Source organism: Ruegeria sp. AM9, assembly GCF_056540565.1.
The window spans coordinates 109,414-133,938 of record NZ_JBQFWY010000005.1; the positions used below are offsets into that span (position 1 = coordinate 109,414).

The window sequence follows — 24,525 nt, forward strand, 5'->3', positions numbered from 1 at the left end:
CAGGTTTCAGTCAGGCATTAAGCTTACTGATCGTTTTGCAAGCTGTTTGGGTCAAAAGCCCCGCCGAAACCGCCATTGCCGGCAGGCGGCGTTTCTGGTTCCGGTTCGCCCTCTTCACCGTCACCACCCAAGGTGTTCGGTGCAAACACGTTACCGAAACCAGAGTTGTTGGTGCCGGTGTCTGGCTCTGCTTCCTCCTCGGATGATCCGGGTTGCAGATCACCGGGCTCAAACACGCCTTCAAAGCGCTGCTTGCGTTCTTCCTCACGCTGTCTGCGCTGTTCTTCGCGCTGCTTGCGCAGTTCATCGATACGCTGCTGAGCTTCCAGTTGCTTTTGCTCTCGCACGTCGGCGATACATTGCGCCGGGTTGTAAGCCGTCGCGGTGCCGATCACAGTGATCGTGGCCACGGCGAATACAACCACCAGAACCGCGGCCATGTTGCCCGAGAAAAAGCTGGGCAGTCTGATCTTGCCCGCCAGTTCCTCAACCGTGGCATTCCTGCGCGCGGCGGCAACCAGCTCCTGACGTTTCAGCTTGGCCTCGTTCAGCAAGGCAAAGAACACGGTCAGCGCCACGATGATGAAGGCCAAGGCAGAGATCGAGGGCGTGATGCCGTACCGCACCTTTTGCGCCAGTTCGATGGTCAGCGTCGGGTATTCACCAAAGGTGAAGGTGGTGGTGTTGTAGTTCTCGAACGAGGCGAGGAACGCCAGCACCGCCGCCGACGCAATCGCCGGACGCATGAAGGGCAGCAGGATCTTGCGGAATGCCTGCGCATGGGTCGCACCCAGATCCAGCGCCGCCTCGGTCAGGGCTATATCATAACGCTGCAGCCGCGCCACCAGCACCAGCATGCAATAGCTGGCGATAAAGGTGGATTGGCCGATCACCGTCAGGAAGATGCCGTTGGACAGGAAACTGTCTGCGCCCAGCCCCAGCATCCGGTTGATCCGGTCCCAGAACACCAGCGTCGAGATACCCAGTACCACGCCCGGGATCAGGATCGGCGCGATGATCACCGTATAGTATGTCGCGCGCAGCTTGGGCCAGATCTGCGTCAGCATCAGCGCGCCCGCCAATCCCATCGCCACCGACAACACAACCGTCCCGGCACCAATGATCAGCGAGTTCTTGATGCCGTTCAGAATACGCTGATCCTGAAACAGCTCTCCGAACCATTGAAAGGTCAGGCATTCCCACGGCGTCATCCTCGGGAAAGCTGAAGAGTTGAACGCCGTGACCGACATGATCACCAGCGGGCCCAGCAGGTACAGGAAGAAGATGACCAGATAGACCCAGATGCTTACACGAAGGAAGGAATTGTTCATTTCCCGATATCCCCCATGTTCACCTTGAACAGGCGCATCATCGCCAGCACGAACAGGATACAGGTCACCAGCAACACGATGGCATAGGCGGCCCCCTGCGGCCAGTCATTGTTGTCATTGAACTGCTGATAGATCAGCTGCGTGAACCACAAGCTGGACGGCCCGCCCAGAATCTGCGGTGCAGCCAACGCACCTGCGGATAGCATGAAGACCATGGTGCAGCCCGAGCTGATGCCCGGCTTGGCATAGGGAATGACAACCCGCCAGTGAATTCGCCACCAGGGCGCTCCCAGATCACGTGCGGCCTCGATCTGGTTGCCGTCCAGGCTTTCGATCACGTTATAGATCGGGAAGATCATCAGCAGGATGTAGGCATAGCCCAGACCCGCATAGAGCGCGATGTCGTTGCGAATGAAGTCAAACGGTGTGTCCCAGATGCCCAAACCCATGAACAGGGTGTTCAGCACGCCGGTCTCACCAAAGATGATCCGCAACGCGAAGGCCCGCAGGATTTCGTTGATCCAGTAGGGGATGATCAGCATGATCGCAAAGATGCGGATATGGCTGCCCTTGGACTGACCCAGATAATAGGCGATCGGATAGCAGAGGATCAGGTTGAAGATCGTCACGCAGACCGCCGCGAGCAGCGTGCGGAAAAACACCCGCAGATCGACCGCGTTATAGTCCTGACTGCCGCCTTCGGGGCCATAAATCAGGTATTTGTAGTTCTCCAGCGTGTAGACGTCCTTTGGCCCGCCGATCTCAGGCGGCGGCAGGTTCGGACGGAATGAGAAATCCAGCATCGACAGCTGTGGCAGGATGATCAGGCCGATGGTCCAGAACAGGACCAGACCCAATATCGCCAGCCCCATGCCGGTGCCGTTGCGGTTGAAAAACTCTTTCAGAAAGCGGGGCATGTGTTCGTCCCCTTATTCCGCGGCCAGTTCACCCGCCGGAACCAGAACCGCATTGTGGGTCTCGTATTCCAGCGTGATGTTCTGACCGGTGTGATCCTTGAAGGACTGGCCATGGTTCGGGATCGACACCTTGATCTCTTTACCGCCCTCGCCTTCAGTGAAGATGTTGAAGACGTTGCCTTCGAATTCCTCGTGGTTCACCCGTGCGGTGACAAAGTGGTCGCCAGAGGCCCCATCGGGCGCGATGGCCAGGGCTTCGGGGCGGATGAACATCATGGCGTCGTCGCCCACTTTCATCTTGCCCTGATTGGCCGTCGAAACCCGCGCGACCAGATCGCCCGAGCGGTTGGTCTCGATCAACGCCTCACCGCCCATGACCTGCTTGATCCTGCCGCGGAACACGTTGTTTTCGCCCACGAATGAGGCCGCAAAGGCCGTATTCGGGTCATTGTAGATGGTTTTGCCGTCCGCGATCTGGTCAATCACTCCGGCTCGCATGACGGCGATGTTGTCCGACATGGTCAGGGCTTCGCCCTGGTCGTGGGTGATGTAGATGAAGGTGATGCCAACCCGCTGCTGAATTTCCCGCAGCTCGGTCCGCATGTGCTGACGCAGCTTGAGGTCGAGCGCCGACAGCGGCTCGTCCAACAACAGCACATCCGGCTCGGCGCACAAAGCACGCGCAATGGCGACACGCTGACGCTGACCGCCCGACAGTTCACTGGGCAGCTTGTCGCCCTGTCCGGGCAGAGCGATCATGTCCAGCAACTCGTCCGCACGCTTACGGCGTTCAGCGGCGCTGGCGCCTTTGATTTCCATGGAGAACGTGATGTTCTCCCACACTTTCATCAGCGGGAACAGCGCCAGGTTCTGAAAGATCAGAGCGGTCGGACGCTTGTTCGGGCCGATGCCCTGCATGTCGTTGCCACCGATCAGAACCCGGCCCTCGCTTGGGTCCAGAAAGCCCGACACCGCGCGCAGGATCGTCGTCTTACCGCAGCCCGAGGGGCCCAGGAACGAAAAGAAATCGCCCCCGTTGATGTTCACATTGGCGTCCCGCACGGCGACAAAGTCACCGAAACGGATCCACAGGTTTTCAAGATCTACACCGACCCCTGCACTCATTTTTGGTATCTCCGTCAGGCACGGCTGCCGACCGCACCAAAATAGGGTCCGTCACGCCGGAACGGCGCGCGGATGGATGACCCCCCGCACTGTGGCGGAGGGCAGCGTTTCAAAGCAATCAGGCGCTTTTGAACTTGTTGACGAACTCGGTACGGGTTTCCGCATACCATGGCGCTTCGGCCGGCCACGGGTTGAGGTTCGCCAGCGAGTCACCCGGATAGGCCTCGGCAAAGTTCTTTTTGTAGGTGTCACCGGAATACTGGTCGGCACCCAGAACCGGCGAGTTGTAGCCGTGGCTGTCAATCGCAACACCGGCCGGTTTCGCCTGGAAGGCAAAATCGATGAAGGCATAGACCTGATCGATATTGGCCGCGCCTGTCGGCATTGCCATACCGTCGACCCACGCCATCGCACCCTCGATCGGGGCTTGATAGTGCACCGGCTCACCCGCCGATTTCAGCGCCAGCGGCGGGCCGTCCCACGTCTGGCCAACGACAACGCCTTCATTCAGCAGGCCGTTCTTCTGAGTGTCGGCGTCGTTCCAGATCAGCTTGATCCGGTTCTTGCGCTCGATGCACCAGTCGGTGATCTGACCCCAGACCTTGCGCATGGTCTCTTCGTCGCCATACGCGGCCCAGACCGAGCCAGGCTCCATCTCTCCGGCGCGCTCCATATAGAGGCCCGCACCCAGCATCATCGAATGCGCGCGGCCCATGGTCTTGCCAGCGTTTTCCTCGGACCAAACATCGCCATAAGACGGTGCGTCGCCCTCGGGCAGCCACAGGTCGGTGCGATAGGCGATACCCTCGGTGCCCCAGATATGCGGCAGCCAGTGCACGCCGCTGTCACCGAAGTTCCACGCATCCGTACCGATTGCAGCCATCGCCGGGTTCACCAGATCGATCGGAACCTTGTTCATGTCGAAGGGTTGCAGCAGTTCCAGCGGCTCCCACTGCAACGAGCGGTTGTTGGTCGGCGACACGATGTCGAAACCCTGACCCTTGGTCGCTTTCATCTTGTTGATGATTTCTTCGTTCGACCCGATCCCGGTATAGTTCACCTTGATCCCGGTCAGGGTCTCGAACTCCTGAATGAAGCTGGGCGGCAGGTAGTCCGACCACATCAGAATGTTGATCTCACCCGAGGACGCCAGCGCAGTTTTGCTGTAAAGCGGTGCCGCCAGCGCCGCAGCACCTGCGCCTTTCAGGACAGAGCGTCTGGAAAGCGTTTTCCGTTCAGCCATTTTCGTTTCTCCCGTTGTTGGAACTTGTATTCTTTTTGTTTTGTAATTGCAGGTTAGACCTTCGATGCAGAGCTGTCAGTCCAAAAGTGACAGTTACCAGTTTTAATAGGTCCAGTTTGCGATCACGCCCGTCAGAACCGGGATCAGGTCACGTTTCTGCCCAGACTGAGACACCATAGGGCGGGATTTCAGAACCACCAACCAGATATTGACGTTCTTCAGGACTGGACAAAACCTGCAGCGTTGCGCTGAAATTGAAGGCAAAAAACAGCTCACCCCGGCGCGTGACGCGCATATCCCGGTTGTTTTCCGTTGCGGGGATGCCCGCCCAGTTCAGCGCCTCGGCCAGAACAGCCTGCAACAATGGCCCGCGCGGGATCATCGCCAGGTACATCGCCCGATCCGACTGCACGATTGCCGGGCTGCCATCGCGGTAAACGCTGGAAAAACGGGCTGTTACCGGATGTGTGGTCTCGATGATTTCGCGCCAACCGGTGAATTCATGCTGGGTGCCGTCCTGCAGCCGCACCGATTCCCGGGCCAGATCGGGCAATGATTCGACCCTCAGAACCCGGACACCGGCCAGATCGGCAAGATGTCCGGGGGCAAGGTTATGCGGCGTGTGCATATCGGCGGTCTTGCTGCCCGCGCGAGCCCCGATCAGCAGCTTTGCCTGACTGTCCCGCAGCCGTTTCGCAAGACCCGGCGAGACAATCATGCTTTGCGGTAAAACGATCAGCGCATAGCCGGTCAGGTCATCCTCTGGCCCGACAAAATCCAAATCGACACCAAGGGACCGTAACCCGGCATACCATTCACGGAATACGTGAGCATTCGGGAACGCATCATCATGTGGCAGAATATCCGCAGCCCAGATGGACGTGTAATCCAGCAGGATGGCCACCGACGCCCGTTGGCGCGCCGCCGGGGGCAATGCCGCCCGGTCCTGAACCACCTGCGCAAGTTCCAGCGCCGCCTGATCAAGGCTGCCATCCGAGCGCAACAGGGCGGTGTGAAACTGTTCTTGCGCGAACTTGGCCTGCCGCCAGCGGAAAAACATCACGGCCTGCGCCCCATGCGCATAGGCGGCCCATGTCCACAGCCGAACCATGCCATCCGCAGGGGATGGGTTCTTTTCCGCCCAGTCCACCGGGCCGGGTTGCTGCTCCAGCACCCACATGCGGCCCCTGCCCTGTGACCGGTAGAGATCGCAGTGAAACCCCTGATAGTCCGGCGCGCCCGTGCGCAGGTACCTGTGTTTCTCCTCATCAGACAGGGTCGAGCCCAGCAGATTGCCCAGCGGATAGCTGTCGAACCCGACGATATCCAGATCGGCCGCCACGGCGTGGTGGTCGAACTCGAAACTGCCTGCCATGAAATTGTGCGTGATATCCCGCCCCGGAGAAAACTGCCGCAGAATGTCCACCTGAGCCCGATTGAACAGCCGCACCCGATCCGAGGAATAGCGCGCGAAATCCAACGCGTGGGTCGGATTGGGGCTGGCCACCAGCCCATTGGGCAGATCGATCTGGTCAAAGCTGCTATAGCCGGATGCCCAGAACACGGTGCCCCATGTCTGGTTCAGGTTGTCGATGGTGCCGTAACGCTGTTCCAACCAGCGCCGGAATCCGTCGCGCGCCGCGTCCGAGTAGCTGAGCACCGTGTCGTGATCATTATACTCATTGTCGATCTGCCAGGCATGAACATAGGGGTTCTCACCATAGCGGCGGGCGTATTCGATGGCGATACGGCGCGACTCGGCCAGATAGACCTCGCTTGAAAAGCAATAGTGCCTGCGGGACCCAAAACCCCGCACGCGCCCATCCGGGCTGATCGGAAGGATTTCGGGGTGCGCATCAATCAGCCATTTCGGCGGCGCCGCTGTCGGCGTGGACATCATCACGCGCAGGCCCGCATCGCCCAGAATGTCTATCACCTCGTCCAGCCAGCCCCATTGGAAGTTGCCGCGCGTGGGTTCAATCAGGCCCCAGGTGAATTCGGCAATGCGCACCCAATCGAGGCCCATCTCGACCATCCGACGTGCATCCTCGCGCCACAGCGACCGATCCCATTGTTCGGGGTAATAACAAACCCCCAGTTCCAGTTTGCTCATCGGTCTTCCCTTGCCGTGCGGCGTTCGATCCATTTCAGGAAACTGGCACAACCCAGCGTGATCACGACATAAAGGATCGCCGCAGTGTTAAACGGAGCAAAAGGCAGGAAGCTTGCCGCCTGGAACTCGCGCATCCGCTGGGTCATGTCGCGCACCGACAGGATCGACAGCAGCGAAGTATCCTTGATCATCGCAATGAATTCGTTGCCCAAAGGCGGTGTCACGATCCGCAACGCCTGCGGCAGGATGATCAGCCGCGCGGTCTGCCAACGCGACAGGCCGAGCGAGCCACCCGCCTCGATCTGCCCGCGGGGGATGGCTTCGATGCCGGACCGGAAAATCTCGGCCATATAAGCGGAATAGCCTACGGAAATCGCGATGATCCCGCGCGTCATGTTGGTCATGTCGATACCGCCGCCGGTAGCATCCTTGACCGCACCGGCCAAAGGCAGGCCGATATAGAGGATGATCACAAGCATCGGGATGCCGCGGATCGTGTCGACAAAGAACTCGGCCCCCACGGCCAGCGGATGCAGTTTGTGCTGGGCGCCGCCAACGGTCAGCGTCAGCAGAAGAAAGCCAAAGACGGCAAAGGCGAGTGCCGGGTTGCGGTATTTGTCCGGCAGGAATTGCGTCTGCCAGATCACCGGATACCCCTTGGTGTTGGTGCCAACCGGAACAAAGGCACCGGATACGCTGTCCACGGTTTCAATCTGCTCCAGCGCGCTGGTCGCATCCGGGGCGCTGCGGATACGGTATTGCTGGTTTTCGCCCTCCTGAAACTCGCCAAAGCGGATCACGTCGGCCTGCGCTTGCGGGGTGCCGCGCACGATGGCGATGCGGGCGTCCAGCGTACCGATAAGTTCGTATTTGACCTGCGGCTGCATGAAGAAAAACGCCGAGATGGCCAGCAAGGCCAGGCTGATGCAGCCATAGGTGACGGTCGTGCGGGCCTTGGGCTTGAACGATTGCAGCCCAACCCAGATCAGACCCAGAATGGCCGCAAAAATATAGGCGAAGATGGCCGCGCGGAACGTGATCGCCACGCCGGTTGCGAATTGCCAATGTGCCATGAACATCAGGTAAAACAGCACCGCACCGGTCAGAATCTCAAACCCCAGTTGCACATAGCCCCGCGATCCATTCGGCAGGCGCGATGACAAAAGGATGGCTGCCACAGCAAGCGCATAGATCACCAGCACGATCTGCAAACCGGTCTGAACGGCCTCGACAACCTCGGGGAACAGCACCCAGGTTTGCGAGGACCGGTCGATCAGGGTCGATGTATTCTCGCTGAGCGCGTGAAAGAAGACGGACTCGGCAAAGGGCATCAGCACCTGCGGCGCGACAAACCCCAGAACCGCCAAGGCGCCAGCCGCCGGCAATGCCGCCAGCGCCGAAACACGCAACCACCTCGGCGCTGTCTGGAACCGCGCTTTGCGGGCGCAGAGATAGCCCAAGATGGCCACCGCGAGAATGATCAGAAACCCAACGAATATCGGCCCCGCGTTATTGCCGATCCCCAGGATCGCAATCAGCGAGCGCAGGTATTTCGACGAGGTGGCAAACAGGTAGATGATGAACGGGGCAGCGGCGAGCAACACGAGGTTGCTCGGGCGGATCGAGCTTAGGCGCGACATGGGACCTCTCTGCAGATATGCGGCCCGGCCACCGGTGGCGCCGGGCCGTTAAGGGTCAGACCGGGTTATTCGGTGCCCCAGTATTTGCCGATCAACGTGTCCAGAGTGCCGTCGGCCTTGATCGCCGCCAGCCCCTCGTTGATGGCGTCCACGGTGGCATCGCCTTCCTGGAACACGATGCCCAGCGGGTCGGATTGCAATCCGGTGATCCCGACGGTCAACTCACCCGCGAATTCCTGTTCATAGGCAGCGGCCGAGGTACCGTCGATGATCACGCCCTGCACGTCTGCGTTCTGCAGCGCCAGAATGGCGGCCGAGAAATTGTCATACAGGCTGACATTCTCACGCCCGACCAGGTCTTCGGCCAGTTGCGCGTTGGTGGTGCCGGTTTGCGCCGCCAATTTTTGACCACCGGCCTTGAAATCGTCCAGCGTCATGTCGGCATTGTCGACCTGCAGTAGGATCGCCTGGCTAACCACGATGTAAGGTTCCGAGAAGTCCATCGTCTCTTCGCGTTCCGGCGTGATCGACACGCCCGAGATCACGAGGTCGAATTCCCCCTGCTGAAGCGCGGCAAAGATGCCGTCCCAGGCGGTGTTGACGAAGTTCGGAACGCAATTCACCTTTTCGCAGATCGCAGTCATCACATCCACGTCAAAGCCCACGATCTCACCAGTTGTTTCATCGACCGTTTCCATCGGCGGATAGGTGGCATCGGTTCCGATTTTCAGCACGCGCCCTTCCAGGTCGGCGGCAAAGACCGCAGGCGCGGCCAATGCGGTCAGCGCGGCGGCGGCCAGTAGGTTCTTGAACATCTTCATTTCTCCTTCTGTTGGTCTATTTGACGGGCGCCGTTTGCGGCGCAGGTGTGTCAGGTTGGCGCTCGATAAGTGTGGCCCTGATCTTCTTCTGGATCTCGGACGGGTCAGCCCCATCCAAAGCTTTCAACATGTATTCGCCCAGCAGACGGCTGGTCTCTTCGATCGGCACGTAATAGGTGCTGGGCGGTGGCACGAAATAGCGGCTGAGCTGCAGATCGTCGGTGGAAATCACCACCAGATCACGGCCAATCCGGATTCCGGCGGCGTGGGCGGCGGACAGCACGCCCAACGTCATCGCTTCGTTGGCGCAGATACAGGCCGTGGGGCGATCCGGCAGCCGCATCAGCGCGTCAAAGCTGTGCTGCCCGGTGCGCGCCGTGGTCGGGCCGTTGAAGATCAGGGCCGGGTCCGGAGTGATTCCGCCATTGGCCAAGGCCTGTTCGTATCCGGTTTGGCGCTGGCTCGCATAGATCAACGTGTCCGGAGGGTTGACCAAAGCAATACGCCGATGCCCCAGCCGCACCAGCCGCGCCGTGGCGTCGAAGGCCGCGGCCTGACTGTCGAAATCGACATAGGCATGAGGAATTGCGCTGTCGCTCATCCCCATGGTTACGAAGGGGAACGCGTTTTGTTGCAGATACGCGATGCGCGGATCATCGTGCAGCGTGCCCGAGAATATGATCCCATCGGCCAGCCCATCCTGAACGATCCGCGCCAATACCGTCATGGCATCCGGAATATCGGCCACGTTGAACACACTCATTTCATACCGCGAATCCTGCAGCGCCGCAGAGATTCCGGCCAGAATGCGCGTGAACTCGACCCCTTCCCATTCCTCTGCCGCGTCCGGCGACACGCTGACCAGAACCGCGATGCGGTAGGATTTGTTGGTGCGCAGTTTCAGGCCGTCCATGTTGACGCGATAGCCAAGCCGGGCGGCAACGGCCTGAATCTCTTGCCGTGTCTGTTCCCTAACCGAGGCCGCCCCGCGCAACGCGTTCGAGACGGTACCGACGGAGTATCCCGTCTCTTTCGCGATGGACTTGATCGTTGCGCGCGCCATCACCCGACCTTCGCCGCAAGCTGTCGCATCAGAAAGCTCCGCCCCGTCCGCAAGGTCTGAGCGTGGTTGGGCGTTTCGTCATGTTCGACGAACAGATCGCTGCACGGGCTGCCAGCCAGAATGCGCAGCATGCGGGGCCAGTCCACCACGCCCTGACCCAGATTGCGCCAGCGCTCGTCGCCTTGCCCTGCTGACGGATCTGCGTCCTTGGCGTGCACCGAAACGATCCGGGCCGCATAGCGCTGCAGCAGCTTTTCCGGGTCTTGCTGCGACACCTGCAGCCACCCGATATCGGGCTGCCAGCACAGGTTTTCGTGCGACAGGATCAGATCCAGAGGCGTTTCGCCGGTGCCGCCCACCAGATCGAAATCATGATTGTGATAGGCTAGGCGGATACCCTGTGACGCAAGTTTCCACGCCCAGCCCGTCAGCCGATCCGCCATCGCTGCCCATTCCCTGGGCGTGGCGGGCCGTTCCTCTGGTTCCAGCCACGGCATGACGGCCACGGGGCAGTGCAAAAGGCGCAACAACTCCACGATATCGTCGAACCGCGTTTCGAATTCTGCCCAGTCGAAATGTGCCGATCGCAAGGCCAGACCTGATCGCGCCACCTGTTTTGCCATCTCCCGAGGGGTCAGGTCGTGGAATCCAATCGTCTCGATATCTGCAAAGCCGCAAGCGCCAACCAGATCAAGCTGGGATGCCAAATCCCCAACCTGCCGGACGGTATATAACTGCGCCGCTATTCGCACGTCCCGGAATTATCCCTATTTGAAACGTTTCAATCAGGTTGAAACAGCACGGCCGCATTTGTCAAGAAAAGGGTTCAACAACGCACTTAGCGTCACTTTGCGACCCGCCTTACCCGGCAAACGGTCAGGATTCAGTGTTGTTAGCGCTATCATTTCCTGATATCGCCGCTCTCATGAAACAGAACCGGACTGCCCAATAACACCACGAAACCCGCATCAAACTGGAATGCCGGAGGCCAAGCTGATAGGTGGCGATCCTACCGGTCCCGCCGCAACAGGTACTGATCATGCAAGATATCCGCGCTGATTTTCCCAAAGACTTCCTCTTTGGCTTTGCGATCTCTGGTGGCCATCACGATTCTGAACCGCTGAACCTTGGTCCGGTGCAAATGGCCGGGTTTGATTGCTACCGTTTTACGACCCGTTGGGCGCATGTCCTGCCCGAAGGCCGGGGACTGGTGAACCACAGCGGGCTGGACCATTACGACCGGCTGGCCGATGCCTTGCTGGAGCATGGTATGCGCCCTTGTGTAACGCTTTGTGGCAACGATCTTCCCTTGGCGCTGGCCGATCTGGGAGGCTGGCGAAACCGCAATATTGCAGATTGGTTTGCCGATTACACCGAGACCCTCATAGGTCGCATCGGTGATCGCATGTTCAGTGTTGCGCCCATGGATGCACTTGCGTGCTTCGGCGACCTGGATTTGTGCGATGTCCGCACCGCCACGCGCGGAATGCATCACATGCTGTTGGCGCATGGTCGCTCGATTGAGGCGATGCGTGGGCTGGGCATGACCAATCTGGGCGTGGAAACGCCTCTGGGATGGCCGGAAAACAGCCCTTGGACCGCCGATCTGTTAGGCGGAGTATTCAACAAGACCTACCCCGAGGGCGCGCTGGATCGCTTGGAGCCTTACCTGCCCGCAGGCTGGCAAGACGACTTCGACATTATCGGTACTCCGGTCGATTGGTGCGGCCTGCAGTGCGAAGCCAACGGGCTGATCGACCCCGCAGCCCTGATCAACATCCAGCAGAGCTACACCAAAGACCTGCCCATCTATCTTATCGAAAACGACAACTCGGGACGCCTGAAAGATCCTGCCGGACTCAATCAGCATCTGTCACCCGTGGGCGAGGCTCTGGAACAGGGCGTGCCGGTGAAGGGTCTGTTCATCCGGACATCTGGGCTTGAAGACCTGCCCGCTTTGGCAGGAGGGTCGGTGTCGTTGCCGCTTGCGCAGCCCGCCGGAGCCATACGCGAGCATTGGAATCTGGTTGCCGATATCGGCGGCACCAATACACGGCTGGGTGTAATCTCGAATGGCAAGCTGACCGACTTGCGCAAATACCCGACAGGCGCCCTGCCCGAATTGCTCGCGGCGTTTCACGGCCTGCGCGACGAGATCGGCACCGATCCGCGCGCCGTGGTTGCTGCCGGCGCCGGACCGGTAAAAGACGGGACGATCCGCCTGACCAACGCCAATCTCGATCTGTCCGAGGGTGATATCGGCAAGGCAACCGGCGCGCAGCACACCTTTGTAATTAATGACTTCACCGCTGCGGCCTGGTCGGTTGCCGAGATCACCGGCAATGATGTCGAGGTTCTGCAAGGCACCGCAACCCCGCCCCCCGGCACCAGACTGGTGGTGGGACCGGGCACCGGGCTTGGTGTCGGCGCCCTGCTCTATTCCGACGGCCGCTACCACACTGCATCCGGCGAAGGCGGCCATGTCGGCCTAGCGCCTCGTCACGTTGATGAGGTCGAGATTTTCCGCGCCGCCCGTCACATCGCGCCGGATTGCTTTTTCGACGATTCCCTTGTGCTTGAGGCCGAAATGTTCCTCAGCGGCACCGGTTTGCCGATCCTGTATCAGGCCGCCGGAATGGCCGCCGGGCAGGCCAATACACCACAGCGCAGCGCCCGGGACATTCTGGAAGACGCCCGCACGCAAACCGACCCGGTCGCGGTGAAAACAGCGCATATGTTCACCACCCATCTGGGCGCGGTGATGGGTGATCTGGCCGTGGTGCTCATGCCCTCGGGCGGTGTGTTCCTTGTGGGCGGTGTCGCCGAAAAGAACCGCTGGCTGTTCAAGGACGCATTTCGCGACGCTTTTAACGCCGGAGGGCGATTCAGCGATTTGCGGCGGTCGTTCAACCTCTATGTCTCGGAACAGGATGAATTTGGCATTGTTGGCGCTAACAATTTCTGCAAAAGTGTGCTCGCGCGGCAGAATGCGCGCCCGACCCCATGAAACAGAAAGGACCTCGGCATGATTCTATGCTGCGGTGAAGCCCTGATCGACATGATCCCCACCCCGACCGTTTCGGGCGGAAAAGGGTTCGTGCCCCATTCCGGCGGCGCCATCTTCAACACGGCCATTGCGCTGGGTCGATTGGGGGCTCCGGCCGGGCTGCTGACGGGGCTGTCTTCGGATATGTTCGGACAACAATTGGCCGAGGCCCTGCAGGCCAGCCATGTGGACAACAGCCATGTGATCCACGCGGATCGCCCCACCACGCTGGCTTTTGTGCAGTTGAAGGACGGGCAGGCAACCTACAGCTTCATGGATGAGAACTCGGCCGGGCGGATGTTGATGCCCGAAGACATGCCCGACCAGTTGCCCGCCGTGTCGGCGCTGTATTTCGGCGGGATCAGCCTGGCCTGTGAACCCTGCGCAGATGCTTATGCCGCGCTGCTGGACAAGCATGGGGCGGATCGGGCGGTGATGATCGACCCGAATATCCGGCCGGATTTCATCAAGGATCAGACTCGCTATCGCACCCGGCTGAACCGCATGATCGCGCAGGCGGATATGGTGAAAGTCTCGGACGAGGATCTGGACTGGATCGTCCCCGGCCCGGAAACCATTGCCGAGAAAGTGCCGCTGCTGCTGCAGGCGGGGCCTGCAGTTGTCATCGTGACACGAGGCAGCGACGGTGCGTCCGGCTATCTGGCGGATGGGTCCGAGACGTCAGTCCCTGTTCCACCTGTCGAAGTGGTCGATACTGTCGGAGCAGGCGACACCTTCAACGCCGGCGTTCTGGCAGAATTCGAACGCGCGGGGCACCTGAGCAAACCTGCCCTACGCGCCCTGACCCCCGGCCAGCTGCGGTCCGCCCTCGCCAAAGGAGCTGAGGTTGCCGCCGTTACCGTATCCCGCGCCGGGGCAAACCCGCCCTGGTCGCACGAGCTTTGACCCATAAGAGACCGACATGAAACGATCCGACATAAACACCATCAAAACCGAGGCCGAAGCCTTTATCCGCTCGTTCGGTGCGGTGCTGCCACCCTTTGCCAACTGGTCACCGGATCAGATGGGCAGCGACAAAGCCGCCGGCATTCGCGAACGCGGGTTGGGTTGGGATATCACCGATTATGGGCAGGGCCGCTTTGACGAGCTGGGTCTGTTCCTGTTCACCCTGCGCAATGGCGATGTAGGAGATTTGAACAGCGGTCGCGGTATGCTCTATGCCGAAAAGCTGCTGGTTTCGCGCGACAGACAGCTGTCGCCGATGCACCGTCATATCGTCAAGGCCGAGGATATCATCAATCGGGGCGGCGGCGATCTGGTGATGGAGATCTATGCCTCGGACTCGGAAGGCGGCATAGACCGCGACACTCCCGTTGTCGTGCCCAGCGATGGCTGCCCGGTCACGATCAAACCCGGTGAACTGCTGCGCCTGAAACCGGGGGAAAGCGTCACCCTTATGCCCGGCATCTGGCACGCGTTCTGGGCCGAAAAGGGCGATTGCCTGATCGGCGAAGTGTCGACCGTGAATGACGACCGCACCGACAATGTCTTCGAAGACCCGATCCCGCGTTTCGCCACTATCGAGGAAGACGCCGCACCCGATTTCCTTCTGGTTGCGGACTACTATGCCTGAAAAATGATAAGTCCCTTTTCCTAAACCGGAAAAGCGCATTAACATGGTCTTTGAAGCCGGGGTTGGAGTGTTCGCCTCAACCCACGCGCACCCATTGCAAGAGGACCGGTCCCATGGTCACGAAAGCCGAGCTTGAAGCCCAGGTCGCCGAACTGCGGCGCCAACTGGCCGAGCAAACCGCGGCCAGTCCAAAGGCAACCGATCCCGAACCGCATGACACGGTGGCCGACAGGATAGCCGAAAATTTCGACAATTGGTCCGGTCAGTTGGAAGAAGCCCTGACCGAGCTGGAAGACCTGCCCCACAAGCGGCCAATCCTGTTTGCCCTTGGCATTTTCACGCTTGGCTATCTGCTAGGCCGGTCCCGGTAGGAGCCCGATCATGAGCCGCATTTCCCGCAATATTTCAATCGTACTGCGCGCCGAAAGGCTGATTGCGCAACGCCATTTGGCGGTGGCCGCACGGCGCACCGGGTTCTACGCTGCTGCGGGGCTCGCCGTCGGGTTGGCCGTCATCATGCTGAATGTGGCCGGGTTCTTCTGGCTGTCGGCAAGCCTGTCGAAACCGCTGGCGGCGCTGATCATGGCCGGGGCCAACCTGCTGCTGGCGCTGATCCTTGCCCTGCTGGCCAACACGCAGAGTGCACAGGCCGATACGACAGCGGCAGTTGAACTGCGCGACATGGCCTTGCAGGACATCGAAACCGAGGTAACAGACACCCTGTCCGAGGTGCGCGGCACCGTGACGGGCCTCCGCCGCGATCCGCTGGGCGCACTGACGCCTGATGTCATCAGCGCGATCCTGGGGACATTGGTCCGGTATGCCCGGCGGCGTAAAAACAAGCCGGACCAGTAGCGACGGTTACATTATCTGCGCTGCGGCACGGGCAATCACCATCTCTTCGTTCGTGGGGATCGTCAGAATCCGAACGCGGCTGAAATCGGTCGACAGAACCGTGCCGCCATCGGCATTTCTGTTGTGGTCCATATCAATCCCGATCCAGCGCATCCCGTCACACACCTGCTGACGAATCTGGGCCGAGTTCTCGCCAACCCCGCCGGTAAAGACCAGCGCGTCGATGCCTTCCAGCGCGGCTGACAGCGCGCCCAGTTCGCGGCGGATGCGGAACACGTAATAGTCGATGGCCTTGCGCGCGTCGGGCGTGTCAGCCGCCAACAGGGTACGCATATCCGATGAGATACCCGAAAGGCCGAGCAAGCCGGATTTGCGATAGAGCATCTCGGCGATTTCGTCCGCCGACATGCCTTCCTGTTGCATCATATACAGCACAACACCGGGGTCCAGCTGACCGCAGCGGGTGCCCATCGGCAACCCGTCCAGCGCCGAAAAGCCCATGGTCGACGCCACGGCCCGCCCGCCCGAGACCGCACACATCGAAGCCCCGTTGCCCAGATGCGCGATGACCACGCGACCGTCGTAAAGCCCCGGGGCGATCTCTTTCAGCTTCTGCGAGATATAATCGTAGCTCAGACCGTGAAAACCGTACCGGCGCACGCCTTTTTCATAGTAGCCCTGCGGCAGGGCGAATGTGTCGTTGACCCATGGATGCGTCCGGTGGAACGCGGTGTCGAAACAGGCCACCTGAACGGTGTCGGGAAAGGCGGCGCTGGCGGCGCGGATACCGGCCAGGCTGTAGGGTTGGTGCAGCGGCGCAAAGGGGATGAACCCTGTCAGAGTTTCAATGACTTTGTCATCGATCTGCACAGGCTCGGAATAAACGGTCCCGCCATGCACGACCCTGTGGCCAATCGCGCGGATGTTGATGTTCGGCAGATACTCTTGGGCCATATCCAAAAAGGCCTGGATGGCCTCATCATGGCTCTTGGCATTGGTGAGCGGCCGGTCGACAGAGCGCCCTCCGGCAGATTGCGCCAGCAATTTGGGCGCGTCCCCCAGACGTTCGATCTGGCCATGCCAGCGCATACTGGGGCGGTTGCCCTCGGCCAGTTCGTACAATCCGAATTTCAACGAAGAAGATCCGGCATTCAGCGCCAGAACATAGTCAGCCATGCAATTTACCTTTGTTCGCATGCGCGTGCAGCGCCGCCACCGCGCACGAGGCCAGACGCGACGCATCGTCATCCGACCGCGATGTCAGAATGATCGGCACGGTGGCGCCAACAACAATCCCAGCTGCCTCGGCATGTGAGATAAATGTCAGCTGTTTCGCCACCATGTTGCCCGCTTCGATATTCGGCGCCACCAGGATATCCGCCACCCCCGCAACCTCGGAGGTGATCCCCTTGGTGCGCGCCGCGTTCAGATCGACCGCGTTGTCCATCGCCAGAGGGCCATCAACCAGACCGCCGGTGATCTGACCCCGCTCGGCCATTTTCGACAGCAGTGCCGCATCGACGGACGAGGGCATATGCGGGTTGATCGTCTCAACCGCTGACAACACGCCAACCTTGGGCGTTTCGATCCCGATGGAATGCGCCAGGTGGATGGCGTTCTGCACGATATCGGCCTTGGTTTCCAAATCGGGGGCGATGTTGACCGCCGCATCCGTCACCATGATCGGTCGTGACATGCCCGGCACGTCCATCACGAACACATGTGACAGGCGCCGCCCGGTCCGCAGCCCCCTGTCGCGGCGCAACACCGCGTGCAGCAGCACATCCGTATGCAGATGCCCCTTCATCAGGGTCTCAGCCTTGCCTTCGACAACCAGGTCGACGGCGCGGTGGGCGGCGATCTCGTGGCTGCTGGCCTCGATAACTTCGATTCCCGACAGATCAGCGCCCAGCTCAGCGGCAGCAGCGGCGATCTTGTCCGGGTCACCCAACAGGATCGGCGTGATGATGCCCTTGGCCTTGCCCAGCAGCGCACCGCCCAGCGAATTCGGCTCTTCCGGCGCGATCACCGCAGTGGGCATCGGGTCCATCGGCTCGGCCTTTGCGATCAACGCATCAAAGTGACGGTGGCGCTGAACGATCAGGCCGGGCACTTCGACCGAGTCAAAGGCCATCTGCTTGGCCGGAGGCGTGACCTGCACCTCACCGCTGAGGACCAGCGCGTTGTCACCAACGCGGCGCACCTTGGCGGCACACAGCAAGTCACCATCCGCGCGTTTTTCGATCACGGTGACAAAGGCGGTGACTTCGTCACCCGCCACGACGGGAAGGTGGAAGGTCAGGTTGGCCGAACGGGCCTGGGTCCCGGCGCCGGGCAGGATATTGCCCAGAACAGCCGCAATCAGACCAGCAGGCCACAGGGCCGGGGCGACCGCCTCGGGGCGTCCGTCGCCATCGCCGTCATACCCCGCCAGATGCAACGGGTTGTGATCGCCCGAAGCTGAGGCAAAGGCGTAAAGATCGTCGATTGTGCACAGGCGTGTCACCTGCGCTTCGTCGCCGACTTCGACCTGCGCATAAGTGCGGTTTTGTTCTATCTTCATAGCGGCTTGGCCTTGTTCACTGCGGCAGCCTTGCGCGCCCGGGAATTGGGGGCAGGTTTGGCCGGTGCATCGGATTTCTGTTCGACCTCAGCAAGATCGAGTGTGTCGTACAGCGCCTGCGCCATCTCTACAAGCTCGGGCGACGGGTTCGGGATATCGCCCAGGACACGTTTGATCAGATCCACCGCCTGTTTTCTGTCCGAGACGCGCGGTAGCAGATCGGGCAACGAATCCATCGCGCCCTGTTCGTCAAAGGTCACGATCACGGTCTGTTCGTGCAGCATCCGTTGACGTTGTTCGACGGTCAAGTCCTTGAAAGGCGCCTCATTGCGGAACACATGCGCCCAGCGATGCAGAATCTCGGCCCGGAAGCTTTGATTGCTGTCGCCTAGCAGGATCAGAAGACGGATCACCGCTTCGGGCAGCCCGCCCTGCTTCATATGCGCCAACGCAGCCTCGACCTGCGGCAGGGACCGCAGGGTTTCGGGATCGGGCAAGGTGCGATGCGCCGCGTATTTCTTGCCGAACCACGCAGCCAGCGGCCCACCCCAGAGGGTAAAGAACGTGGCCTCATACCACGCATCGCGCAGGTCGCGGTTCAGATCCATGACCTGTTCGATCCAGTCGGCGGTCAGTTTCTCAAGCTCAAGGAAAGGATTGTCCGGCGCGGCGGGGTCACGTTGTTCGCGCACCGTATCGGCCAGATGCTCCACGCCCTTCATCACCGGGTTCACCGATGACATGGCAGCCCGCTGAACCCGCAGCGGATGCAGGTCGCGCAGCGTCTTCGCCCCCATCGGTGTGGTCAGGGACCGGACAAGAGGACGCCCGAAGGTTTCGTAGATATTGGCCTGCACTTCGGACATATGCGCCACGGCGGCAAAGCTGGCTTCGTCCTCCTGACCATCATCCAGCGCGGCCAGGTCTTCAAGGTTTCGGTCATAGAACCGGACTTCGAACTGCTTGTCCTGGCCCTCGCCTTCGGTGTTCTCGATCACCATCTCATAAAGACCCGGTGCCATCGCCTCGACCGTTTCCAGGGTCGAGGCCAGCTCGGTATGTTCCTTCCGCGCCACTTTGGACGAGACGAAGATGCCCAGATGACCGACCTCGTCATGCAGCATGTAGATGATCCGCTGGCCACGCAGGCGGATTTCCTCTTCATCCGCGTAGGTGGCCGCGATCCAGTTCAGCGCCTGCTGCGGCGGCGTGATGTTGTCGCCCTGGCTGGCAAACACAAATATCGGGCCTTTGATGGCCTTGATATCCACCGGTACGCCGGGTTCCAGCTGAGCGGTGTTCTTGACCAGCCGATTGCCGACAAACAGCTGCTCGACGATCCAATGGATTTCGGCCTCGTTCAGAATGAAATAGCCACCCCACCAGCGCTCGAAATCGATGAAGCGTTTCCAGCCCGCTTCGGGGTCGCGGTATAGGTCGAAATATTTGCCGAAATAGTTGCGGCTGGGGTTCAGTTGTTCGAAGTTCATCACCAGATTGGCGCCGTCGAACTTGCCCGCGCCCAGATCGGACCAGAACATCGGCTGCCATGTGCCCCCAAGGACACCGGCGTTGTAGCGCATCGGGTTCTCGCCTACCTCGCCTGACCACGGTGCAACCGGTGCGCCGTTCAGGATCAGCGGCCCGGTCAGGTCCGGGTTGCAGGCAGCCATCAGCAAGGTTGCCCACCCGCCCTGACAATTTCCGGTCACCACGGGCTGCGGGCTGTTCGGGTGGCGCGCCCGCACGGTGCGCACGAACCCGGCCTCGGCGTGCATGACATCTGCAAGGGTCTGGCCGGGCACCGGATCACGCCCGAAACTGACGAAATAGACGGGATGACCCTTGGACAGGGCAACGCCCACCTGACTGTCCGGCTTGAAACCCCCGATCCCGCCACCGTGCCCTGCGCGCGGATCAATGATGATATAAGGACGTTTCGTATCCTCAATAGTGACACCCTTGGGCGGCAGAATGCGCAGCAACTGGTAGTTGCAGGCGCGTTTCAGGGTCTGTCCGTCAACGATGACCTCATAGTCATAGATCAGCACCGGCGGGCAGCCCGCAGCCTCATGCTGCAGAAACACGTCACCCCGTTCACGCAGCGCATCCATGGTCAGCACCACCCGCTGCGAGGCGTCTTTCAGATACGCGGCCCAGTCCTTTGCCATGGAGTGCGAACGCGTAAGGCGCTGTGACACATCGGCAAATCCCTGCATCAGGTTCCGGGTGCGTTCCGCGTGGGCTTCGGCAATCTTCTGCGACTGCAATCGAAAGGACTGCGACAGCAGGTGCCACTGCACGCCTGACTGATCCAGCGCGCGGGTCACAATATCAAAGGTCCGATCCTGAACTGCGGCCGCATCCTGCGCCATCTCGGACCCAAGTTTCAACGAGGTCTTCTGCACATTTGAAAGCATGAGCCTGTCCTTTTCCCGACGATGCCACTACCGCCGTCAACAAGGTGAATGCCGCCGATGAGGTTGATGGCCGCGCCGCTGGCCAGAAATTCGGCGCGGGCGATGCCTTGGCGATCGACTGGTGATTGGTCCCGTCCAGCTTGAACATTCGGGCCGGTCCTTTCGCGCATTCTGCGGTGCAGCATATCGAGTTTCAATATGGGACTCAATTTCACTGCTGCAATGCCGCATAGCAAGAAATCACAACAACATAATTCGGACACGTGGGACAAGGCCGTTTGGCAGGATATCCGCCTGAAAATAAGGCCGAATCGGTGACTCATCCCTGCCTCGACAACCCAGCCGACAGCTTTGACCCGTCAAAGGGTCCACAAAAGGATGAAAAATAAAGCAGACGTTTATGATCTGGATCAAAATTCATCAAACTTAGAAACGCTATTGAGGTACCATAGAAGAAGAATCAAACGCGAACAGTCCAGCCGCATGAGCCAGATGACGAGCCGCCGAGCGTTTCTACGCGCCAGCATGTTCCGCGAGGGCAGCAATACCGTCCGCCCTCCGGGCTCGGTTGTGCCGGGCTTTGTGGATCAATGCACCAAATGCGGTGACTGCGCCGAGGCCTGCCCCGAAAACGTGATTGCGACTGACCAGGATGGTTTCCCGGTGTTTCAGCCCGGCGACGATCCCTGCACCTTTTGTGGCGATTGCGCCAAGGCCTGCCCGACGGAGGCCCTGCAGATCGAACGTCTGGCCGACTGGCCGTGGCGGGCCGCCATTCAGGAGGCCTCGTGCCTGTCCATGAACGGAGTCAGCTGCCGCGTCTGTCAGGACAATTGCGAACAGGACGCCATCCGGTTCAGGCTGCAACTGGGCGGACGGGCCGAACCGTCGCTGGATACCGATACCTGCAATGGATGCGGTGCCTGCGTGGCGCTCTGCCCCGCCGATGCTGTCGCGTTTGAACGTCGGCCCATAACTCAAACGGAAACGGTTCAATGAATATCTGCGGTTGCCTTGCACATGTTGCACAAGAACAGACCGACGCCGCGGCGCAAACCATGCGCGACACACCGGGCGTCGAAGTTCACGCCCAGGCCGAAGACGGCCGTTTCGTCATCGTTGTCGAAGATACACCCGACCGCCTTGCGTCCGAGATCATCATGGATCTGCATCAGATCCCCGGAGTGATTTCTCTGACGCTGACTTATCACCATTTCGAGGATCTCGCGGAAAGCGCTCCGCATCCCGAGGCCCCAAGCCAAACCACCAGCCGGAGGCTCACGCTATGACTACTTCAGAATCTCGCCGGACTTTCCTCAAGGCCTCTGCGGCCGCTGCAACTGCGTCTGCCGCAGGCATCCCTCTGGCCACCGGTCAGGCCGTTGCGCAAACCGGTGCCCCCGATATCCGCTGGGACAAGGCAGCCTGCCGGTTCTGCGGCACCGGCTGCTCGGTCCTGGTTGGCACCAAGGACGGCCGTGTGGTCGCCACCCAGGGCGACCCTGACGCCCCGGTCAACCGCGGCCTGAACTGCATCAAGGGCTATTTCCTGTCCAAGATCATGTACGGCAAGGACCGCCTGACCACCCCGCTGCTGCGCAAAACCAACGGCGAATACGACAAGAATGGTGAATTCGAGCCGGTCAGCTGGGATGAAGCCTTTGACGTCATGGCCGCCAAGTGGAAAGAGGCGCTGGCCAAGAAAGGCCCGACCAGCATCGGCATGTTCGGGTCCGGTCAATGGACCGTCTGGGAAGGCTATGCCGCCGCCAAGATGATGAAGGCCGGGTTCCGGTCGAACAATATCGACCCGAACGCGCGGCACTGCATGGCCTCGGCCGTTGTGGGCTTTATCCGCACTTTCGGCATCGATGAGCCGATGGGCTGCTATGACGACCTCGAGCACGCGGACACCTTTGTTCTGTGGGGCTCGAACATGGCCGAGATGCACCCGATCCTGTGGTCGCGCCTGACCGACACGCGCCTGACCAAGCCGGGCTGTGAGGTGCACGTGCTGTCGACCTACGAGCACCGCTCGTTCGAGCTGGCCGATAACGGTATGGTGTTTGCGCCGCAAACCGATCTGGCGATCCTGAACTATATCGCCAACTACATCATCCAAACCGGCGCGGTGAACGAAGAGTTCGTCCAGAACCACGTCAACATCACCAAGACCGCCACCGATATCGGCTATGGCCTGCGCGACAATCACCCGCTGCAGGAAGCCGCCGCGAACCCCAATGTCGGCAAGATGGAACCGATCAGCTTTGAGGAATATGCCGAGGCGGTTTCGAAATACACGCTGGAATACACCTCGGAACTGTCCGGCGTGCCTGCCGACAAGCTGGAGCGTCTGGCCAAGCAATACGCCGACCCCAACCGCAAGATCATGAGCCTGTGGACCATGGGCTTTAACCAGCACACCCGCGGATCCTGGGTGAACTCGCTGATGTACAACGTGCACCTGCTGGTTGGTAAAATCTCGGAACCCGGCAACTCGCCCTTCTCGCTCACCGGTCAGCCCTCGGCCTGTGGCACGGCGCGCGAGGTCGGCACCTTTGCCCACCGTCTGCCTGCCGACATGGTGGTGATGAACGACAAGCACCGCGAGATTTGCGAAACCGCATGGAACGTACCCGCAGGCACTATCCCGCCCAAACCCGGCTTCCACGCTGTTCTGCATCACCGCAAACTGAAAGACGGCGATCTGAATGCCTATTGGGTACAGTGCACCAACAACATGCAGGCCGCACCCAACATCAACGAAGAAGGCTATCCCGGCTATCGCAACCCGGAAAACTTCATCACCGTTTCGGACCCCTATCCGACCGTCACGGCTGTCTCTGCCGACCTGATCCTGCCCACCGCCATGTGGGTCGAGAAAGAAGGCGCCTATGGCAACGCCGAACGCCGCACCCAGTTCTGGCGCCAGCAGGTCAAGGCACCGGGTGAGGCCAAGTCGGATGTCTGGCAGGTGATGGAATTCTCGAAACGCTTCACCGTCGAAGAAGTCTGGGGCGAGGAATTGCTGGCCACCATGCCCGAACATCGCGGCAAGACCATGTATGACGTGCTGTTTGCCAATGGCGTAATCGACAAATACCCGCTGTCCGAGACCGCCGAAGGGTTCGACAACGACGAATCCGAACACTTTGGCTATTACGTCCAGAAAGGCCTGTTCGAAGAATATGCCGAGTTCGGGCGCGGCCACGCGCACGATCTGGCGCCGTTCGAAACCTATCACCAGGCGCGTGGTCTGCGCTGGCCGGTCGTGGATGGCAAGGAAACGCTCTATCGGTTCCGCGAAGGCTATGACCCCTACGTGCCCGAAGGTGCAGGCGTGAAATTCTATGGCAAGAAGGATGGCAAGGCCAATATCATCTTTGCCCCCTACGAGCCCGCCGCCGAAGAGCCGGATGAAGAATATGATCTGTGGCTCTGCACCGGGCGCGTGCTGGAACACTGGCACACGGGCTCGATGACTCGCCGCGTGCCGGAACTGCACCGTTCGTTCCCGTCGGCCGTCGTCTACATGCATCCGCAGGACGCCAAGGACCGCGGCCTGCGGCGCGGGCAAGAGATCGTGATCTCGACCCGTCGCGGCGAGGTCACCAGCCGAGTCGAGACCCGTGGACGCAACAAGGCCCCGCGCGGGTTGGTGTTCATGCCGTTCTTCGACGAACATCAGCTGACCAACAAGCTGACGCTGGACGCAACCTGCCCGCTGTCGAAAGAGACCGACTTCAAGAAATGCGCGTGTAAGATCGAACGCGCGTAACCGGGAAGGATCGCAA

General features: G+C 60.4%; 20 protein-coding genes. 8 read left to right on the forward strand and 12 right to left on the reverse strand.

Annotation, left to right across the window (positions count from 1 at the left end; all coding sequences use genetic code 11):
• Positions 1 to 23: 23 nt before the first annotated feature.
• The 9 genes from ACR0DO_RS11175 to ACR0DO_RS11215 all read right to left on the reverse strand — a co-directional run bounded on the left by ACR0DO_RS11175 (position 24) and on the right by ACR0DO_RS11215 (position 10,960).
• Positions 24 to 1,331: an ABC transporter permease gene (locus ACR0DO_RS11175; protein ID WP_480558733.1), complete on the reverse strand. Its 1,308-nt coding sequence runs from the start codon at positions 1,329 to 1,331 to the stop codon at positions 24 to 26.
• Positions 1,328 to 2,248, reverse strand: a complete 921-nt coding sequence (locus ACR0DO_RS11180; protein WP_170446634.1) for an ABC transporter permease — start codon at positions 2,246 to 2,248, stop codon at positions 1,328 to 1,330. The genes ACR0DO_RS11175 and ACR0DO_RS11180 overlap by 4 nt, the downstream gene beginning before the upstream one ends.
• Before the next feature lie 12 nt (positions 2,249 to 2,260).
• Complete coding sequence (locus tag ACR0DO_RS11185; RefSeq protein WP_480558735.1) at positions 2,261 to 3,373, reverse strand: ABC transporter ATP-binding protein; 1,113 nt, start codon at positions 3,371 to 3,373, stop codon at positions 2,261 to 2,263.
• 118 nt (positions 3,374 to 3,491) lie between these two features.
• Positions 3,492 to 4,616 (reverse strand): extracellular solute-binding protein, encoded by a 1,125-nt coding sequence (locus ACR0DO_RS11190; RefSeq protein WP_170673858.1) that lies wholly within the window; start codon positions 4,614 to 4,616, stop codon positions 3,492 to 3,494.
• 148 nt (positions 4,617 to 4,764) lie between these two features.
• Positions 4,765 to 6,729 (reverse strand): beta-galactosidase, encoded by a 1,965-nt coding sequence (locus tag ACR0DO_RS11195; RefSeq protein WP_480558737.1) that lies wholly within the window; start codon positions 6,727 to 6,729, stop codon positions 4,765 to 4,767.
• Complete coding sequence (locus ACR0DO_RS11200) at positions 6,726 to 8,369, reverse strand: amino acid ABC transporter permease (protein ID WP_480558739.1); 1,644 nt, start codon at positions 8,367 to 8,369, stop codon at positions 6,726 to 6,728. Before ACR0DO_RS11200 ends, ACR0DO_RS11195 begins: the two co-directional genes overlap by 4 nt.
• A 65-nt stretch (positions 8,370 to 8,434) precedes the next feature.
• Complete coding sequence (locus ACR0DO_RS11205) at positions 8,435 to 9,184, reverse strand: basic amino acid ABC transporter substrate-binding protein (RefSeq protein WP_480558741.1); 750 nt, start codon at positions 9,182 to 9,184, stop codon at positions 8,435 to 8,437.
• A 22-nt stretch (positions 9,185 to 9,206) separates the two neighbouring features.
• Positions 9,207 to 10,253: a LacI family DNA-binding transcriptional regulator gene (locus tag ACR0DO_RS11210; RefSeq protein WP_480558743.1), complete on the reverse strand. Its 1,047-nt coding sequence runs from the start codon at positions 10,251 to 10,253 to the stop codon at positions 9,207 to 9,209.
• On the reverse strand, positions 10,253 to 10,960 hold the full coding sequence (locus ACR0DO_RS11215; protein WP_480558745.1) for a sugar phosphate isomerase/epimerase family protein: 708 nt from the start codon (positions 10,958 to 10,960) through the stop codon (positions 10,253 to 10,255). Before ACR0DO_RS11215 ends, ACR0DO_RS11210 begins: the two co-directional genes overlap by 1 nt.
• A 332-nt stretch (positions 10,961 to 11,292) precedes the next feature.
• On the opposite strand from ACR0DO_RS11215, the gene ACR0DO_RS11220 reads away from it, so the two are divergent.
• The 5 genes from ACR0DO_RS11220 (at position 11,293) to ACR0DO_RS11240 (ending at position 15,748) form a co-directional block, all read left to right on the forward strand.
• Entirely contained in the window at positions 11,293 to 13,260 is a 1,968-nt protein-coding gene (locus tag ACR0DO_RS11220) for a family 1 glycosylhydrolase (RefSeq protein ID WP_480558747.1), read from the forward strand.
• 18 nt (positions 13,261 to 13,278) lie between these two features.
• Complete coding sequence (locus ACR0DO_RS11225; protein ID WP_480558748.1) at positions 13,279 to 14,205, forward strand: carbohydrate kinase family protein; 927 nt, start codon at positions 13,279 to 13,281, stop codon at positions 14,203 to 14,205.
• Between the two features lie 16 nt (positions 14,206 to 14,221).
• Positions 14,222 to 14,893 carry a D-lyxose/D-mannose family sugar isomerase gene (locus tag ACR0DO_RS11230; protein WP_480558750.1) on the forward strand — a complete coding sequence of 224 codons (672 nt, stop codon included), beginning with the start codon at positions 14,222 to 14,224 and terminating at the stop codon, positions 14,891 to 14,893.
• A gap of 113 nt (positions 14,894 to 15,006) precedes the next feature.
• A complete protein-coding gene (locus ACR0DO_RS11235; RefSeq protein WP_480558752.1) occupies positions 15,007 to 15,264 on the forward strand; it encodes a hypothetical protein in 258 nt (85 codons plus the stop codon).
• 10 nt (positions 15,265 to 15,274) lie between these two features.
• A complete protein-coding gene (locus ACR0DO_RS11240) occupies positions 15,275 to 15,748 on the forward strand; it encodes a hypothetical protein (protein WP_480558754.1) in 474 nt (157 codons plus the stop codon).
• 6 nt (positions 15,749 to 15,754) lie between these two features.
• Here ACR0DO_RS11240 and ACR0DO_RS11245 read toward each other — a convergent pair whose 3' ends face one another.
• From ACR0DO_RS11245 to ACR0DO_RS11255, 3 genes are read right to left on the reverse strand one after another with little or no spacing between them, the layout of a single operon-like run.
• The gene (locus ACR0DO_RS11245) at positions 15,755 to 16,924 is read right to left on the reverse strand and encodes an acetate/propionate family kinase (RefSeq protein WP_480558756.1); all 1,170 of its coding nucleotides are present in this window, start codon (positions 16,922 to 16,924) and stop codon (positions 15,755 to 15,757) included.
• Positions 16,917 to 18,311, reverse strand: coding sequence for a bifunctional enoyl-CoA hydratase/phosphate acetyltransferase (locus ACR0DO_RS11250; protein ID WP_480558758.1), 1,395 nt, complete (start codon positions 18,309 to 18,311; stop codon positions 16,917 to 16,919). Before ACR0DO_RS11250 ends, ACR0DO_RS11245 begins: the two co-directional genes overlap by 8 nt.
• Positions 18,308 to 20,731 carry a DUF3141 domain-containing protein gene (locus tag ACR0DO_RS11255; protein WP_480558760.1) on the reverse strand — a complete coding sequence of 808 codons (2,424 nt, stop codon included), beginning with the start codon at positions 20,729 to 20,731 and terminating at the stop codon, positions 18,308 to 18,310. Before ACR0DO_RS11255 ends, ACR0DO_RS11250 begins: the two co-directional genes overlap by 4 nt.
• Positions 20,732 to 21,214: 483 nt before the next feature.
• Between ACR0DO_RS11255 and napF the strand changes: the two genes are divergently transcribed.
• From napF to napA, 3 genes are read left to right on the forward strand one after another with little or no spacing between them, the layout of a single operon-like run.
• Positions 21,215 to 21,730: a ferredoxin-type protein NapF gene (gene napF, locus ACR0DO_RS11260; protein ID WP_480558762.1), complete on the forward strand. Its 516-nt coding sequence runs from the start codon at positions 21,215 to 21,217 to the stop codon at positions 21,728 to 21,730.
• Positions 21,727 to 22,020: a chaperone NapD gene (locus ACR0DO_RS11265; RefSeq protein ID WP_170326570.1), complete on the forward strand. Its 294-nt coding sequence runs from the start codon at positions 21,727 to 21,729 to the stop codon at positions 22,018 to 22,020. Before napF ends, ACR0DO_RS11265 begins: the two co-directional genes overlap by 4 nt.
• On the forward strand, positions 22,017 to 24,509 hold the full coding sequence (napA, locus tag ACR0DO_RS11270; RefSeq protein WP_480558764.1) for a nitrate reductase catalytic subunit NapA: 2,493 nt from the start codon (positions 22,017 to 22,019) through the stop codon (positions 24,507 to 24,509). The genes ACR0DO_RS11265 and napA overlap by 4 nt, the downstream gene beginning before the upstream one ends.
• Positions 24,510 to 24,525 lie beyond the last annotated feature (16 nt).